The organism is Streptomyces sp. NPDC002520 (assembly GCF_053595235.1).
In genome coordinates this window covers 12,505-27,019 of sequence record NZ_JBSFXG010000055.1, presented here as the reverse complement: position 1 = coordinate 27,019, position 14,515 = coordinate 12,505, and the positions used below count along the sequence as shown (strand labels likewise).

16 protein-coding genes and 1 pseudogene are annotated in these 14,515 nt (G+C 69.4%); 2 read left to right on the top strand and 15 right to left on the bottom strand.

Annotation, left to right across the window (positions count from 1 at the left end; translation table 11 throughout):
• Positions 1 to 391: 391 nt before the first annotated feature.
• Both ACWD5D_RS41480 and ACWD5D_RS41475 read right to left on the bottom strand, forming a co-directional pair.
• Entirely contained in the window at positions 392 to 3,142 is a 2,751-nt protein-coding gene (locus tag ACWD5D_RS41480) for a LamG-like jellyroll fold domain-containing protein (RefSeq protein ID WP_451377937.1), read from the bottom strand.
• Between the two features lie 684 nt (positions 3,143 to 3,826).
• Positions 3,827 to 4,411: a hypothetical protein gene (locus ACWD5D_RS41475; RefSeq protein WP_451377936.1), complete on the bottom strand. Its 585-nt coding sequence runs from the start codon at positions 4,409 to 4,411 to the stop codon at positions 3,827 to 3,829.
• A gap of 434 nt (positions 4,412 to 4,845) precedes the next feature.
• On the opposite strand from ACWD5D_RS41475, the gene ACWD5D_RS41470 reads away from it, so the two are divergent.
• Positions 4,846 to 5,085 (top strand): hypothetical protein, encoded by a 240-nt coding sequence (locus ACWD5D_RS41470; RefSeq protein WP_451377935.1) that lies wholly within the window; start codon positions 4,846 to 4,848, stop codon positions 5,083 to 5,085.
• Between the two features lie 250 nt (positions 5,086 to 5,335).
• Here the strand turns inward: ACWD5D_RS41470 and ACWD5D_RS41465 are convergent, their stop codons facing one another.
• The 5 genes and pseudogenes from ACWD5D_RS41465 to ACWD5D_RS41445 form a co-directional block, all read right to left on the bottom strand.
• Entirely contained in the window at positions 5,336 to 5,551 is a 216-nt protein-coding gene (locus ACWD5D_RS41465) for a DUF397 domain-containing protein (RefSeq protein WP_451377934.1), read from the bottom strand.
• Positions 5,487 to 5,795, bottom strand: a complete 309-nt coding sequence (locus ACWD5D_RS41460) for a Scr1 family TA system antitoxin-like transcriptional regulator (RefSeq protein ID WP_451377949.1) — start codon at positions 5,793 to 5,795, stop codon at positions 5,487 to 5,489. Before ACWD5D_RS41460 ends, ACWD5D_RS41465 begins: the two co-directional genes overlap by 65 nt.
• 48 nt (positions 5,796 to 5,843) lie before the next feature.
• Positions 5,844 to 6,131 (bottom strand): transposase, encoded by a 288-nt coding sequence (locus ACWD5D_RS41455; RefSeq protein WP_451377948.1) that lies wholly within the window; start codon positions 6,129 to 6,131, stop codon positions 5,844 to 5,846.
• Between the two features lie 33 nt (positions 6,132 to 6,164).
• Positions 6,165 to 6,416 (bottom strand): annotated as a pseudogene (locus ACWD5D_RS41450) (transposase); the annotation flags it as partial.
• Positions 6,417 to 6,542 (bottom strand): hypothetical protein, encoded by a 126-nt coding sequence (locus ACWD5D_RS41445; protein WP_451377933.1) that lies wholly within the window; start codon positions 6,540 to 6,542, stop codon positions 6,417 to 6,419.
• A gap of 120 nt (positions 6,543 to 6,662) precedes the next feature.
• On the opposite strand from ACWD5D_RS41445, the gene ACWD5D_RS41440 reads away from it, so the two are divergent.
• Positions 6,663 to 7,367, top strand: coding sequence for a FadR/GntR family transcriptional regulator (locus ACWD5D_RS41440; RefSeq protein WP_451377932.1), 705 nt, complete (start codon positions 6,663 to 6,665; stop codon positions 7,365 to 7,367).
• A gap of 29 nt (positions 7,368 to 7,396) precedes the next feature.
• Here the strand turns inward: ACWD5D_RS41440 and ACWD5D_RS41435 are convergent, their stop codons facing one another.
• The 8 genes from ACWD5D_RS41435 to ACWD5D_RS41400 are packed head-to-tail and all read right to left on the bottom strand — an operon-like array spanning position 7,397 to position 14,505.
• The gene (locus ACWD5D_RS41435) at positions 7,397 to 8,251 is read right to left on the bottom strand and encodes an amidohydrolase family protein (protein WP_451377931.1); all 855 of its coding nucleotides are present in this window, start codon (positions 8,249 to 8,251) and stop codon (positions 7,397 to 7,399) included.
• A complete protein-coding gene (locus ACWD5D_RS41430) occupies positions 8,248 to 8,559 on the bottom strand; it encodes an L-rhamnose mutarotase (RefSeq protein ID WP_451377930.1) in 312 nt (103 codons plus the stop codon). The genes ACWD5D_RS41435 and ACWD5D_RS41430 overlap by 4 nt, the downstream gene beginning before the upstream one ends.
• Positions 8,556 to 9,200: a LutC/YkgG family protein gene (locus tag ACWD5D_RS41425; RefSeq protein ID WP_451377929.1), complete on the bottom strand. Its 645-nt coding sequence runs from the start codon at positions 9,198 to 9,200 to the stop codon at positions 8,556 to 8,558. The genes ACWD5D_RS41430 and ACWD5D_RS41425 overlap by 4 nt, the downstream gene beginning before the upstream one ends.
• On the bottom strand, positions 9,197 to 10,669 hold the full coding sequence (locus ACWD5D_RS41420) for a lactate utilization protein B (protein WP_451377928.1): 1,473 nt from the start codon (positions 10,667 to 10,669) through the stop codon (positions 9,197 to 9,199). The genes ACWD5D_RS41425 and ACWD5D_RS41420 overlap by 4 nt, the downstream gene beginning before the upstream one ends.
• Positions 10,666 to 11,406: a (Fe-S)-binding protein gene (locus ACWD5D_RS41415; RefSeq protein WP_451377927.1), complete on the bottom strand. Its 741-nt coding sequence runs from the start codon at positions 11,404 to 11,406 to the stop codon at positions 10,666 to 10,668. Before ACWD5D_RS41415 ends, ACWD5D_RS41420 begins: the two co-directional genes overlap by 4 nt.
• On the bottom strand, positions 11,403 to 12,404 hold the full coding sequence (locus tag ACWD5D_RS41410; protein ID WP_451377926.1) for an aldo/keto reductase: 1,002 nt from the start codon (positions 12,402 to 12,404) through the stop codon (positions 11,403 to 11,405). Before ACWD5D_RS41410 ends, ACWD5D_RS41415 begins: the two co-directional genes overlap by 4 nt.
• A gap of 5 nt (positions 12,405 to 12,409) precedes the next feature.
• Complete coding sequence (locus ACWD5D_RS41405) at positions 12,410 to 13,168, bottom strand: SDR family NAD(P)-dependent oxidoreductase (RefSeq protein WP_451377925.1); 759 nt, start codon at positions 13,166 to 13,168, stop codon at positions 12,410 to 12,412.
• The gene (locus ACWD5D_RS41400; RefSeq protein ID WP_451377924.1) at positions 13,165 to 14,505 is read right to left on the bottom strand and encodes an L-fuconate dehydratase; all 1,341 of its coding nucleotides are present in this window, start codon (positions 14,503 to 14,505) and stop codon (positions 13,165 to 13,167) included. Before ACWD5D_RS41400 ends, ACWD5D_RS41405 begins: the two co-directional genes overlap by 4 nt.
• Between the last annotated feature and the right edge of the window lie 10 nt (positions 14,506 to 14,515).

The following is a 14,515-nucleotide window of genomic DNA, read 5'->3' as shown; positions in this document are numbered from 1 at the left end:
CACCACCTCACGTCAGCCACCCCGCGCTCCCGCTGGCAGGCGATCCGGGGAACAACCCGCCGTCATGACCAAGCCATGCACAGGTATTGACTATTGCTCCAGGGTAAAGTTCGTGATGCCCGTGACGTTCGCATCAGCATTGAGTCGCCGTAGAGGTTGAACACTCCGGGCAGGTGCTGCAGCGCCGATTGCGGAAGCCAATCGCTGGTCAGCGAGTCCAGGGGCGGAGGAGACCGCGGCCGGAGTGGCGGCCATGGCAGCGGGCAACAACGGGGGCATGCCGCAAATGTCTTGGTGAACGTCGTCAGGCTCAGGGGGGTACTCGGTCTCCGGCTGTCGGCTGTCGAACTGCATCTGCAGTTCGACAGCCGGAGCTGGAGGACAGAGCGCGTCAGTGTGTGGTCTCGGTCTTGGGGACGTGTACGTGGACGGGTGCGGTGGGCTCCGAGAGCAGGCCGGTCACGGGGTCCAGGCCGACTGCGGTGAGGATCGCCTGGCCGGGCTGGAGGTGGGTGTCACAGCGCCAGTGTCCTCTTGGGTCGGTGCTGCGGTTGACGCAGTCCGGGGTGCTGGAAGCGGAGACGGTGATCAGCTGGCCGGCGGTGGCGGTGCCCTCGATCTGGACATGTCCGGAGTGGAGGGTGGACTGGTCCGCGGGGGTGGTGATGGCCGGTGTTGGGGCCGGCTTGCCGGGGGTGGTGACCTGGGCTGCGGCGACGGAGGCGAAGGCACCGTGGGACGCGGGGTTCTTGGTGCCGGTGACGGTCACGGTCAGCGTGTGCTGCCTGGCCGGGTCGAGGCCGGTGCGGGTGAACACCGAGGCCAGTTTGCTGCTGGTGCTGTAAAGGTCGACGGCAGTGGGGGACCCGCCGTCCACCGACACGTCGACGATGCCGTTGTTGGCATTGGTGACGGACTGGAGGGTGACGCTGTCACCCTGGAAGGTCAGGGTCGCGTGGTCGCCGGCGGTGTTGTCCCAGGTGTTTCCGCTGCCGGACTGCCAGGTCCCGCTGTACTGCCACTGGTTCACCGCGCTGCCGGTCGTGCCGTAGCCGATGTTCGTCACGACTTCCGGGGTGTGGGTGCCTGCCGGCAGTTCTACCGGGACGGCCAGGTCAGTGAGCGTGCTGACCTTGAGGTTGTCGTACTGCTCTCCGGCGAGGTAGCCGCTGGCGACGAGGCCGATCTTGCCGGCGGACAGGGTGGTGTCGGTGGCCGAGCCGACGGTGGTGCCGTCGACGGAGGCGTAGATCTGCGATCCGTCGAAGGTGAGGGCCAGGTTGTGCCAGGTGTTCAGTCCGGCTGCCGACGGCAGGGTTCCTGCGGTCAGCGGTGCCGCGGGCTTGCCGGAGCCGTCGGCGAGGTTGATCGACCACTTGCCGGTGTTGCTGAGGGTGAGCGAGTAGTAGTGGACGTGCGAGGGGTCTTCCTCCGTGCCGCCGAGGTTGCTCTGTCGGCCGAGGATCCCGACTGAGCCCGGTTGGGCGTTGCGTACGTCGGCGGACACCTGGTAGTTGCTCCACGCCTGGCCGCCACCCACCGTGTACGGGTAGGGGGTCGTGATGTTCGACTGCCACTCCAGTGGCTTGGCCGGGGTGTCGAGCTGGACGCAGTTGCCGGCGCGGCCCGCGCACGGCTCGATGGTGAACGCGCCTTCCATAGTGGCCAGGTAGCGGGCTTGCTGGCCGCGGGTGCCGGTGGTGAAGGAGTCGGAGTAGGGCAGGGGCAGCGGCTTGCTCGCCGGTACCGCGCTCTTTCCCTTGTGCTGGCCGGTCGTGGTGGTGAACGAGTAGATGTGGTCGGGTTGCAGGGTTGCCGTCACCGTGCCGTTGGCGTCGGGCACGAGGTCCTGGCCGTGCACGAACCACTGCGAACGGTCGCCGGTGACCAGGTTGGTGCTCCAGACGTGCACGGATCTGGTGGACAGGCCGCCGCTGACGGTGAGGTCGACGGTCTGCGGGCCGGTGGCCCTGGTCGTCTCGACGACGGAACTCCAGTCCTTGCCGTCGGGCGATTTCAGCGTCACGTAGCTGCCGACCTTGTCAGAGGTCTGGCCTCCCAGGTAGCCGCTCGCTCCGTCCAGGTACTGCCAGCCCGGCTGCGCGAACTGCGTGGTGTGCGCGGTCACCCAGGTCGACAGGCCGACGTCGTAGTGGCCCGACCAGGGCTCGTTGGCCATGACCAGTCCCTGGTCGGCGAAGCCGACGTCGGTGTAGGCCGAGGCGACCAGCGGCCAGTTGATGCTCGCGGTCATCCGGCCGTCGACGTAGTCGATGTTGTTGGCCCGTGCCATCGGCAGGCCGCCGGCGTTGTAGCTCATCGAACCCTGCTCGCTGGCCCACAGGGGCGTGTTGAGTGCCTGTGCGGCCTTGGAGGAGGGGCAGTGCGTCTCGACGTTGGGGTACTGGGAGATCGGTGTGGGGCCGTTCCACCCGCAGGGGTAGTGTTCACCAATGACCGAGACTGCCTTGGTGAAGTCGGCGTCCTGAGCCATGGCGCCGCTGACTTCGGAGAACGAGCCCACCTGGTCCGAAGCGACCAGCTTGACCGAGGCGAAACCGTGCTGGTCCAGGGCCGTCCGCAGGTTCTTCCACCAGGCCGCGTTCCAGCCGCCCTTCTCGTTCCAGCCGCCCATGTAGGAGAAGGTAAGGCCGCGTTGCTTGGCGCATCCGAGCCAGTCGGTGATGTACTGGATCCCGTTCTGCGAGTACATGCTGGAGCCGACCCAGCCGGGTGCGGCCCAGGTCAGCCCGTAGAGCTTGATGTGCGGGTTGCGCTTCACCGCTTCCTGCGCGAGCCAGAACTCGTACCCCGCGTTGCAGTTGATCACCCCGCGGGTTTCCTCGATGGTCTGTTCGGCGCCGGAGGTAGTGTTCCCGTCACCGCTGGTCTCGACCTTCAGGATCTGGAGGTTGGCGCCGTAGCCGGGCTTGAACAGGTAGTCCAGGATCGCGTTGCGCTGCGCGACCGGGTAGTCGGTGAGCAGCCGGGTGTTGCCGCCGCCGCCGCTGATCGCGCCGATCCCGTCGAAGGTCCGGCCGGAGTCCTGAGCGTCCACCGCGATCGCCGTGTCCGGCAACGCGCTCGCGCCGGCGGCTGCTCGGGCGGGGGCCAGCAGGACCACGGCAGCGGCCATGATCATGGTCAGGATGGTGGCAATGGTGATGAGGCGGTCCCCGCCGCCTGTCCATCGCCCTTCTCTGTGCGCATGCATAGGCATGTCTCCCTGAAGATGACGCCCTCGGCGTGAGGTTGGAAACCGGTCAGGTGGGGGGATTTCAGAGGTCCAAGAATGAAACAAACTTGAACCAACAGATTTCACCAGATTCGCTCAGGCGGTCTGACGGTAGGTAGGCGTGCTGGGTGCGTCAAGGTTTCGCGCAGGTAACTTGCACGGTGGCCCAGCAACTGCTGTACGCCTTCACCTCGCTCAGGGCCGCTTCGCACAAGTTGTGCAACACGTGCCAGCGATCGGCGACATGCACCGCGTCGGGCAGGGGTGCCGCAGCATCGCGGCAGCGTCGTGCGCCTCGGCGGTGCTGCGGGCGCCGACCAGGACGCCAGCGACCGCCGGGTGCCCGAACGGAAAAATATCCGAGCTGCTGCCCCCGACCCGAACAGGGTCGGGGACCGGTGCGGTGACCGACGCTCCGTTCCGGTCCCAGACCCTGCTGAGTTTCACCGGGTTCTTCCGAGGATGGACCGGCGTTCAGGCTGGGGAGGATCGGACTCCTGCGGAGCAGGGCAGGAAATAGGGGTTTCGCCTCCAGGGCGAAGGACCGTCCACCCGCGACGAGGTGAGCGAGTCCGTGGCGATCAAGAGGACTCAACTGTTAGTCCTCCCGGGTAGGTTCGGATGCATGACGACAGACGCGACCACGGAGGGGGACTCCAGCTCGTGCAGCTGGGTCGCGGTCAGTCCGTCGGCCAGTTTCAGCAGCGAGGCCGCGGTCGTCCCGGTGGCGTGGTAGCCGTCCTTGTCCCATGAGGACAGTGAGAGTTGCAGGGAGGCAGTGGACGCCTGCGCGACCGGGGTGTCAATGCCGTTGATGTAGACCTGCCGAGTACGGGTTCCGGTCGGCACCGGTGCCGACCAGACGTCACTGCCCTCCACCTTGGTCCAGTGGGTGATCCGCTTACCGCCGGAGATCGCCGGGTGCGCGCCGGGTGCCGCGGTCCAGGTCACCGGATGGCCGGGCGTGCCGGAGTCGGCCGCACCGAACTGCAAGGTCTTGGTACGTCGGTAGATGCCGTCGGCCAGCAGCACGGTCACCGCCGCGTTGTTGGCCATTGCGTCCCGCGCCGCCGCCTGCGCAGCGTCCAGCCCGCACGGCTTGTTCTTCTTGCACCCGTCGCCCTCGCCATCCGGCGAGGCATACAGCGTGATGGTTCTCGTATTCGACGCCGCCATTGCAGCAGGCGCAACGAAACATCCAATGACTAGCCATCCGGTGACTAGTGAGTCTGCCGCGCGTGCGGCTCTACTCTCAAGGAGTGGCACGTGACTCCTCTTTCGATGTCCTGGTCAGATGGCCTGCAGATATCGCACGCAACATTCATTCCGTAGCGGTCCGACTGGACGGGCTGCCTGCTGTCTGCCGCTTGCTACTCGCCTGACAGAACATCGGATCTTTATGGTTGCGGAGAGGATACTCTCGCTGCCCGTGTGCCGCAACGAGTCAGCAGCGCGGGTTTCGATAAGTCATCCGGCGAGGACCGTGACGCGGTGTTCGCCGACGGTCTGTACGGCACCGGGACTCCGGCTTGCCGAGTGGGCGAGCATCCTGAACGTCGGGCTGCCCACGGCAGGATGCGGCGGGCCGGTTTCCGAAGCCCCGGCCGACCGTGGCCTGCATCAAGGGCGGCGAGGCGGGCCGGGACTACAGGATCCCCCGCAGCGTGATCAAGGGCTCCGCCGCCTGCCTGGATCCGCTGGAGGGCTCGCGCGCCAGGGGGAGTTGGACGATGCCCGTATCGAAGACAGAGCGCGACCGGCTCGCCCGGCTCTTCGGCACCGACGCCCTGGCGCTGCTGCGGGCGGCGCATGCCCCGACTCTTCACCATGGCTGCACTTGGAGGCCGTGACGACGGTGCCGGTGAATGCCGCTGCCCCCATCCAGCAGCGCCTGGACAACCACGGACTGCGGCCCGGCGAACACCTGCTGGACTCCGGCTACCCCTCCGCCGGCCTCATCCACGCCACCGCCCAGCAGGGCACCCTCGCCCTGCTCAACCACTCCTCGCAGGCAGCGCCGCCGACCGCTGCGACAAAAGCGCAAACGGTGGCGTTCATACACGGTCTTCCCGGACCGAACCGCCCGGGCAGGTCACGCGTTCAGTGCGTGAGGGTGCCGGATTTCAGGGCAGCGACGAAGGGGGCCCAGGCCGGAGCGGCTACCACGAGGGCGGGGCCGTCGGCGCTCTTGGAGTCGCGTACGGGGACTACGCCGGGGAAGTCGTCGGCGACCTCCACACAGTCGCCGCCTTCACCTTTGCTGTGGCTGCTCTTCCGCCACACCGCGTTGGCGAAGTCGAGCCCGTCGATTGCCATGTCGGTAGTCCTCTGCGGCAGATTCAATCTCGTCGAGGGGTGCCTCCGGTGACATTGCGGCGGCCCTGAGCCGCTCGTATGCCTTCCTGTACTGCCGGAACGGGACAGGATCATCGATGCAGAGACCGTGATACGGCCCTTCTGCATAGACGAAGGACGGTTCATCGGGCATCTCGATGAAGGGGAGCGTGACGGCCGTGAATGGACGGGTCGGGGCATTCCACGGCAGTACCTGCGGAACGATGCGCGGGCCTTGACGGGCCCGCTGTGTCTGTCGAGGCTGGTGGTTGGGTTAGCCGGCGGTCCGAGAACCGGCTGAGAGGGGCCTGTGGCCGGGCTGGTCAGGCGATCGCTGCGGCGAGGCCTGCGGTTCCGGCGTGCCGGAAGATTTTGCGAAGGTCCGCTGGAACGGTCCCGGCATGACCCTCACCTCGGGTTGATCGCGGAGCCAGGCGGCAAGGTCCTCGCCTTTGCGGCCGTCGTAGAGGTGAAGTGGACGGTGGGTGGCCATGTCGATCAGGATCGTGCCGTAGTGACGGCCCTTGCGGAAGGCGAAGTCGTCGACACCGAGGATCTCCACCTCGCCGCGGTTGCGTCCATGGAGATGGTGTACGGTCAGGCGGTGCTGCCGCTTCCGGACGATCTGCGGCTCGAAGGTGCCGGCGGTGTCACGAGGCACCTTCACCTCGACAGGGCCGACATCCGTCAGCACGGTCTTCGAACGGGTCCCGTTACGGCTGTTTCCGCTGTTCCTGTCCGTCACGTCGTACTTGTCATAGCCGACGTGATCGGTGATCTCGCCCTCCAACGCGGATTCCGGTACCCGCTTCGTCAGCTGCTGCGGCAGCCCGCCGTCCCCGGTCAACTACAGCCCGTCGGAGCGGGCGCGGTCGACCAGCATCGCGATCAACTGCTCGTCCGGAACCGACTCCGCAGTCGACTCGACGGCCAACTTCTCCACGGCCGAGTGCTCGGTGACGGTCTCGCTCATTAGGCGTCTCCTTGATCATCGGATCCGCCGTTGATCAGACACTCCCATCCCTCGGGAGGGGTGGGAGGGCGGAGTTATCATGCAGAGATCCGATGTCCGATTGCCCTGCAAGGAGAGCGTGTGCCAGTCACCGACGAGGCGATCGACAAGATCAAGGCGATGATCGTCAGCGGCGAGTTGAGGCCGGGCTCCAAGCTGCCCAAAGAGGCGGACCTTGCGGCGAGGCTGGGCCTGTCCCGCAATTCGTTGCGTGAGGCGGTCAAGGCTCTGTCGCTGATCCGGGTTCTGGATGTGCGGCAGGGCGACGGCACGTACGTGACCAGCCTGGAGCCGAATCTGCTGCTGGATGCGATGGGGTTCGTGGTCGACTTCCACCAGGACGACACCGTGCTGGAGTTCCTGGAGGTTCGCCGTGTTCTGGAGCCGACCGCGGCGGCGATGGCGGCACGCGTGATGTCCGACGAGGCCGTCGAGGAGCTGCGGGCCGTGCTCGACCGGTTGAGCGATGACGCCACGTTGGATGAGCTGATCGCCAACGACCTGGAGTTCCATCAGCTGATCGCCAAGGGCTCGGGAAACAGCGTGCTCTGCTCGCTGATCGAGGGGCTCTCGGGCCCCACCACCCGCGCGAGGATATGGCGTGGCGTCACCGAAGAGGGGGCCGTGGAGCGGACCCGGCAGCAGCACCGGGCGATCCTGGACGCCATCGTCGCCCGGCGACCCGACGTCGCGCACGCGTGGACCACGGTGCACATCGCCGGGGTGGAGGACTGGCTGCGCGAGATGCTGGGCTCGGGCTCGGTCCTACCGCCCGAGTCCCCCTGAGCGCCTGACATCCGACCATTTGCCTGAACTCAGCGTTTCAGCGCGTATATCCGGGTCGCTGTCCGCGAGAGGACGGCGGCCTGCTCCCCGGCACTGAGTCCGGCGAGCAGGTCCTTGGTGGTGTCGACCACCTGCTGGTAGCCGGCCGCCAGGGTGCTCACGGGCCAGTCGGAGCCAAACATCAGCCGGTGCGGCCCGAATGCCACCAGGGCGGTGTCGACGTACGGCCGCAGGTCCTCCACACCGGCCCCGGGCGCGGCCTCGGTGAGCAGCCCGGAGAGTTTGGCGACGGTGTTCGGCAGCGCGGCCAGGCGCCGGATCCGGCCCGCCCACGGCTCGAGCACTCCCGCCGCGATCGGAGGCTTGCCCAGGTGGTCGAGGACGAAGGTGAGCCCGGTGAGTCCGGCTGCTGCGCCGATCGCGGCCGGCAGCTGATGCGGTTGGACGACCAGGTCGTACACGAGACCGGCCTCGGCCACCGCGAGCAGGCCCCGCCGGACGTCGGGGCGCAGCAGCCAGTGCGGGTCGGGTTCCTCCTGCACCTGGTGGCGGATTCCCACCAGCCGGTCCCCGCCGGGGAGTTCGCGGAGGCGGGCGAGCGTGTCAGCGATGTCGGGTGCGGTGAGATCGGTCCAGCCGACGACGCCTGCCACCAGCGGGTCGCCGTCGGCGAGGGTGAGGAACTCGGGGGTCTCCTCGGCGACCGTGATGGTCTGTACCAGCACGGTGGCCGTCACGCCGGCGGCCTCGGCCGCGGGGCGCAGGTCGTCCAGTGAGAACGAGCGCCGCAGCGGGGCGAGCGCCGCGCCGGTGATCCAGGGCTGGTCCCGGACCGCCAGATCCCAGACGTGGTGGTGCGCGTCGACGATCGGGAGGCCCCTCACAGCTCCCACACCATCGGCAGGCCGGCCTCAGCCCCGCCCTCGGAGTAGTCGTGGACGACGTCGAGCAGTTCGGCCATGCGCGTCTGCCAGCCGAGATTGACCGGCAGGTGCTCCAGTTCGGCGAGCAGCCGTGCGTAGTCCTCGCACTCCAGCAGATGGAACAGCTCGTACCCGCTGCGCCAGATCGTCCAGGAGCTGACGCCGGCGGCCCGGATCGCGGCCGTCAGTTCTGTGGGCACGGCGCGGTGCGCGGCCTCGTAGTCCTCGACCCGCTCGGGCTTGACACGGGTGTGCAGGGCGACTCTCATACGTTCTCCTTGCGGGTGAGGATGACGACATCCAGGGTGCGCGGGCCGTGCACGCCCTCCACCCGGTCGAGTTCGATGTCGCTGGTGGCCGACGGGCCCGAGATGAAGGTCAGCGGGCGGGTGGGGTCGAGCAGGGCGAGGGCCTCGGGGAGATCCCCCGCGATCTGTTCCGTCCGGACCACGCAGAGGTGGTAGTCCGGCAGCAGTGTCAGGACGCGGCGTCCCTGGCCTTCACCCGCGTCGAGGACGAGCGTGCCGGTCTCGGCGATGGCGATGGCGGCCGTACTGAGCACCGCCGCGATCCCGTCGAGTGCGGCCACGGTGAGCGGCGGCTCGTCGGCGAGCCAGGTCCAGGCCCCTTCGGGCAGCCAGTGGATGGGAAATCCGTCCGGTACCACGGCCCTGGTCAGGCCGCGGAGGGTGAGCACCTCGCCGATGACCATGGCAGCGAGGCTGTCGTCGGCGACGGTCACCGTGGCGCGGTAGTCGGCGACGCGCTCGGCGAACAGGTCCACGAGCGCCCCCTCGGCGTGGCTGCGCCGGTAGCCGCGCGGGATCGGCGGATCGTCGGGACGTTCGGTGGGCGGGACGTCGCTCAGTGCCGCGCGAAGGCGCCCGAGGGTGGTGTCACGGCTGCTCATCGCTGCTCTCCTTCGCGGTTGGCGCGCCACCAGGCACGGAAGGACTCCGCCGGGGGCGTCGGCGTGTCCCGGGTGTCGGACCAGCCTCGGAGCGGCCCGGGCAGCCGGCCGATCCGCCCCCGCCGGGCGAGCGGGCGTCCACCGAGGCGCGCGGCACGCTGCGCGAGCGCCAGCCGGGTCGGCGAGGCCAGGACGGCTGTCGCACCCTTCATGGCGAGCGCCTCCAGCGTGGGCAGGCGCCGCTCGGCGGCCTTGGCCTCGACGGCCTTGGCACGCAGGTGGGTGAGCACCTCGGGAATGTTGATCTTGACGGGGCAGGCGTCGTAACAGGCCCCGCACAGCGTGGACGCGAACGGCAGGCTCGCCGCATGCTCCACGCCGACCAGCTGCGGGGTGAGGACGGCGCCGATCGGGCCCGGGTAGACCGAGCCGTAGGCGTGACCGCCGGTGCGCTCGTAAACCGGGCAGACATTGAGACAGGCGGAGCAGCGGATGCAGTTGAGCGCCTGCCGTCCGACCTCGTCGGCGAGCGTGTCGGTGCGGCCGTTGTCGAGCAGCACCAGGTGGAACGCGGACGGGCCGTCGCCGGGGGTGGTGCCGGTCCACAGAGAGGTGTACGGGTTCATCCGCTCGCCGGTGGAGGAACGGGGCAGCAACTGGAGGAAGACCTCCAGATCGGTGAAGGCGGGCAGGACCTTCTCGATGCCCATCACGGTGATCAGCGTCTCGGGCAGGGTCAGGCACATCCGGCCGTTGCCCTCGGACTCCACCACGGCGACGGTGCCGGTGTCGGCGCAGGCGAAGTTGGCGCCGGACACGGCGACCTTGGCGCGCAGGAACTTCTCCCGCAGGTGCAGACGGGCGGCCTCGGCCAGGGCCGCGGGCTCCTCGGTGAGCCCCTCGGGGGCGGGGCGGCCCCAGTTCCCCATCTCGGCGGTGAACAGGTCGCGGATCTCGCCGCGGGCCTTGTGGATGGCGGGGACCAGGATGTGTGAGGGCCGGTCGTCGCCGAGCTGGACGATCAGCTCCGCCAAGTCGGTCTCACAGGCGGTGATACCGGCCTCGGCGAGGGCCTCGTTGAGGCCGATCTCCTGGGTGGCCATCGACTTGATCTTGACCACCTCGCTCTCGCCGGTGGCCCGAACCAGCTCCGTGACGATCCGGTTCGCCTCGGCCGCGTCGGCCGCCCAGTGCACGATGCCGCCGGCCGCCGTGACCGACTCCTCCAACCGCTCAAGGTAGTAGGGGAGATGACGGAGCGTGTGGCGCTTGACCGCCTCGCCTGAGGTCCGCAATTCCTCCCAGTCGTCCAGCTCTCCGGTGACGGCCAGCCGCCTGTCGCGGATGGTGGTCGTCGCGCGCCGCAGGTTCGCCCGCAGCCGGTCGTCGGCGAGAGCCGTGCGGGCGGCGTCCGGGAAGGCGGGGCTGCCCAGGAACACCACGCCGCGCTCGCCCGTCGCTCCGGTCATTTCCGGCCTCCTTCCGTGGCGGCCAGGATCTCGGCCAGGTGCATGGTGCGTACAGGCGAGCTCTGCCGGGACAGGCCGCCGCCGATGTGCATCAGGCAGGAGTTGTCCGCGGCGCACAGCACGTCGACGCCGGCCGCCGTCACCTCGGCCGTCTTGTCGGCCAGCATGGCCGCCGAGGTGCCGGCGTTCTTCACGGCGAAGGTGCCGCCGAAGCCGCAGCAGGAGTCCGCCCGGCGGAGGTCGATCAGCTCCAGCCCGCGGACCGCGCGCAGCAGCCGCTCGGGCCGGTCGCCGAGGCGAAGCCCCCGCAGGGAGTGGCAGGTGGGGTGGTAGGCGACCCTGTGGGGAAACGAAGCGCCGACGTCCTCGACCTTCAGGACCTCGGTCAGGAACTCGGTGAACTCATGGACCCTGGGGACGAGTTCGGCGACCTCGCGGCGCAGCCGGTCGTGGCCGTACTGCTCGGCCAGCACCGGGTGGCTGTCCCGCACCATGCCCGCGCAGGAGGCGGACGGGGTGACGACGGCGTCGTACTCGCCGAACACGCGGGCGAAACCGCTGACCAGTGGCATGGCGTCCGGCCGGTAGCCGGTATTGAAGTGCATCTGCCCGCAGCAGGTCTGCGCTTCGGGGAACTCCACCCGGTGGCCGAGCCGCTCCAGCACGCGCACCACGGCCTTGCCGGTGTCAGGGAACATGGTGTCGTTGAAGCACGTGATGAACAGCGCGATCCTCACCGCTCACCGCCTTCCGGTACGGGAGCGTCGGCAGGCAGCTGGCCGCTGTCGCGCAGGTCGTCCCAGAGGGCGGCCGGAATCGGCGTGTCGAGCTGCTTGGCCGCGTCAACGATCTCGCCTGCCCTGCGCACCCCCACCAGCACGCTCGCCACCGCGGGATGCCCGAGAGCGAAGCGTACAGCCGCGGCCCGCAGCGTCACGCCGTGCCGCTCGCACACCTGCTGCATCTTCAGCGCCCGGTCCATCAGCTCCGGCGGCGCCGCCGCGTAGTCGAACGTCGCCCCCGGCCCGGGATCCGCCAGCAGACCGGAGTTGAACACCCCGCCGACCACCACGGACACCCCGCGCTCGGCCGCGGCGGGCAGCAGGTCGGCCAGCGCCGACTGGTCCAGCAGCGTGTAGCGGCCGGCCAGCAGCACCACGTCCACGTCGGTCTCCCGCACGAAGCGGGCGAGCGGAGCAGAGTGGTTCATTCCGGCCCCGATGGCCCCGACCACACCCTCCGAGCGCAGCCGCTCCAGCGCGGGGTAGGCCTCGTCCAGGGCCTGCACCAGGTGGTCGTCCGGGTCGTGCAGGTAGACCACGTCCACGCGGTCCAGACCCAGTCGCTCCAGGCTCCCCTCCAGGCTGCGCCGTACGCCGTCGGCGGTGAAGTCCCACCGGCGAAGGTGAGTTGCGGGGACGGCGAAGCCGTTGGCGAGGTCGTCGCCCGCAGGCACGGCGAGCGGTTCGAGGATTCGTCCGACCTTGGTGGAGAGTGTGTACCCGGCGCGTGGCCGCTCGCGCAGCGCGGCGCCGAGACGGATCTCGGACAGGCCCAGCCCGTAGTGCGGGGCGGTGTCGAAGGCGCGGACTCCGGACTGCCAGGCGGCCTCGACGGCGGCCTCGGCCGTGGCATGGCGGATGGGGGTGAAGAGGTTGCCGAGTGCCGCGCCGCCGAAGGCGAGGCGGGTGGTGGTCACGGCGCTGCGGCCGAGCCGGATGTGAGGTGCGTCCATGGTGCTCACCGTTCGGCCGGGCGCAGGCGCAGGCCGGCCATGCCGCCGTCCACCGCGAGCGCGGTGCCGGTGACCGAACCGGAGGCGGGGGAGGCGAGGTAGGCGATGGCGGCGGCCACCTCCTGGGCGGTGACCAGGCGTCCGGTGGGCTGGCGGGCGTCGAGGGCGGCGCGTTCGGCGGCAGGGTCGGCGGCGGCCTCCAGCAGCCGTCCGACCCACGGAGTGTCGACGGTACCCGGGTTGACGCAGTTGACGCGGATGCCCTCGCGGACGTGGTCGGCGGCCATGGCCAGGGTGAGCGAGAGGATGGCGCCCTTGCTCGCCGAGTAAAGCGCGCGCTGCGGCAGTCCGGCGGTCGCGGCGATGGAGCAGGTGTTGATCACGGAGGCGGAGGCGGAGCGGCGCAGGTACGGCAGGGCGGCACGGGTGGTGCGGACGATGCCGAGCACGTTGACGTCCAGGACTCGGTGCCACTGCTCGTCCGGGTTGTCCTCCACGGTCCCGGCTGCGCCGATGCCGGCGTTGTTGACCAGAATGTCGATCCCGCCGAGTGCTTCGGCCGCCGTGTGAACGGCCGCACGCACGGACTGGTCGTCGGCGACGTCGGCGGTGAAGCCGCGCAGCGGGGCATGGACGTCGCTGGGGTCGAGGTCCAGGACGGTGACGTCGGCTCCGCGCTCGCTGAGCAGTCGGGCGGTGGCCAGTCCGATGCCGGAGGCACCGCCGGTGACCAGGGCGGTGAGCCCGTCGAGGGCGGTGGTCATGAGCGCTCCTCGGTATCCGTGCGGGCCAGGTCGGCCGCCCAGAACGAGCCGTCGGGGTAGCGGTAGGTGTCGATGGTGGCGTGGTGCATGGTGGCCGAGAAGCCAGGCGCGGCGGGTGCCCGGTAGTGGCCGCCGTCGATCGCCACCGGGTCCAGGAAGTGCTGGTGGAGGTGGTCGACGAACTCGATCACCCGGTCCTCGACCGTCCCGGACAGGGCGACGTAGTCGAACATCGACAGGTGCTGGACCAGCTCGCACAGGCCCACCCCGCCGGCGTGCGGGCAGACCGGGACGCCGAACTTGGCGGCCAGCAGCAGGATCGCCAGGTTCTCGTTGACGCCACCCACGCGCGCGGAGTCCAGCTGGAGGACATCGATGGCGCCCGCCTGGAGCAGCTGCTTGAAGATGATCCGGTTCTGCACGTGCTCGCCGGTGGCGACCTTGACCGGGTGGACGCCCAGCCGGACGGCGGCATGGCCGAGCACGTCGTCGGGGCTGGTGGGTTCCTCGATCCAGTACGGGTCGAACTCGGCGAGCGCGTTGGTCCACTCGATGGCCTCGGCGACGTCCCAGCGCTGGTTGGCGTCGATCGCCATCCGGATGTCCGGGCCGACGGCTTCCCGGGCGGTGCGGCAGCGGCGGATGTCGTCCGCCAGGTCGGCGCCGACCTTCAACTTGATCTGGGTGAAACCGTCGGCCACCGCCTGCGTGGCGAGGCGGGTGAGCTTCTCGTCGGAGTAGCCGAGCCAGCCGGGCGAGGTGGTGTAGGCGGGGTAGCCGCGCCGCCGCAGGTGGGCGGCGCGCTCGCCGGCGCCCTGCTTGCCCTTGGTGAGCAGCTCAAGGGCCTCGTCGGGCGAGAGGGCGTCGGCGATGTAGCGGAAGTCGACCTGGGAGACCAGCCACGCGGGGTCGGCGTCGGCGAGCAGCTGCCACAGCGGCTTGCCCTCGCGCTTGGCCGCGAGGTCCCAGACCGCGTTGACGACGGCGCCGATGGCCATGTGCATCACGCCCTTCTCAGGGCCGAGCCAGCGCAGTTGGCTGTCGCCGATGAGGTCGCGGTACAGGGTGCCGGGGTCGGCACACAGCTCGGCGACCGGCCGGCCGACGATGTGCTCGCGCAGCGCGCCGATGGCGGCGACCTGGACGTCGTTGCCACGGCCGATGGTGAAGGTGAAGCCGTGGCCTTCGTGGCCGCCTGCGGAGGTGCGCAGGACGACGTAGGCGGCGGAGTAGTCGGGGTCGGGATTCATCGCGTCGGAGCCGTCCAGTTCCCGCGAGGTGGGGAAGCGGATGTCGTAGGTGTCGACGGCGGTGATCCGCGCTGTGCTCGTGGGCAACGTGGTGCCT

Excerpts from the sequence above, each read along its gene's own strand:
- ACWD5D_RS41420 (WP_451377928.1), bottom strand. The coding sequence starts at position 10,669 with ATGACCGGAGCGACGGGCGAGCGCGGCGTGGTGTTCCTGGGCAGCCCC.
- ACWD5D_RS41475 (WP_451377936.1), bottom strand. The coding sequence starts at position 4,411 with ATGGCGGCGTCGAATACGAGAACCATCACGCTGTATGCCTCGCCGGAT.
- ACWD5D_RS41430 (WP_451377930.1), bottom strand. The coding sequence starts at position 8,559 with ATGAGAGTCGCCCTGCACACCCGTGTCAAGCCCGAGCGGGTCGAGGAC.
- ACWD5D_RS41445 (WP_451377933.1), bottom strand. The coding sequence starts at position 6,542 with ATGAGCGAGACCGTCACCGAGCACTCGGCCGTGGAGAAGTTGGCCGTC.
- ACWD5D_RS41465 (WP_451377934.1), bottom strand. The coding sequence starts at position 5,551 with ATGGCAATCGACGGGCTCGACTTCGCCAACGCGGTGTGGCGGAAGAGC.
- ACWD5D_RS41410 (WP_451377926.1), bottom strand. The coding sequence starts at position 12,404 with ATGGACGCACCTCACATCCGGCTCGGCCGCAGCGCCGTGACCACCACC.
- ACWD5D_RS41405 (WP_451377925.1), bottom strand. The coding sequence starts at position 13,168 with ATGACCACCGCCCTCGACGGGCTCACCGCCCTGGTCACCGGCGGTGCC.
- ACWD5D_RS41480 (WP_451377937.1), bottom strand. The coding sequence starts at position 3,142 with ATGATCATGGCCGCTGCCGTGGTCCTGCTGGCCCCCGCCCGAGCAGCC.
- ACWD5D_RS41425 (WP_451377929.1), bottom strand. The coding sequence starts at position 9,200 with ATGAGCAGCCGTGACACCACCCTCGGGCGCCTTCGCGCGGCACTGAGC.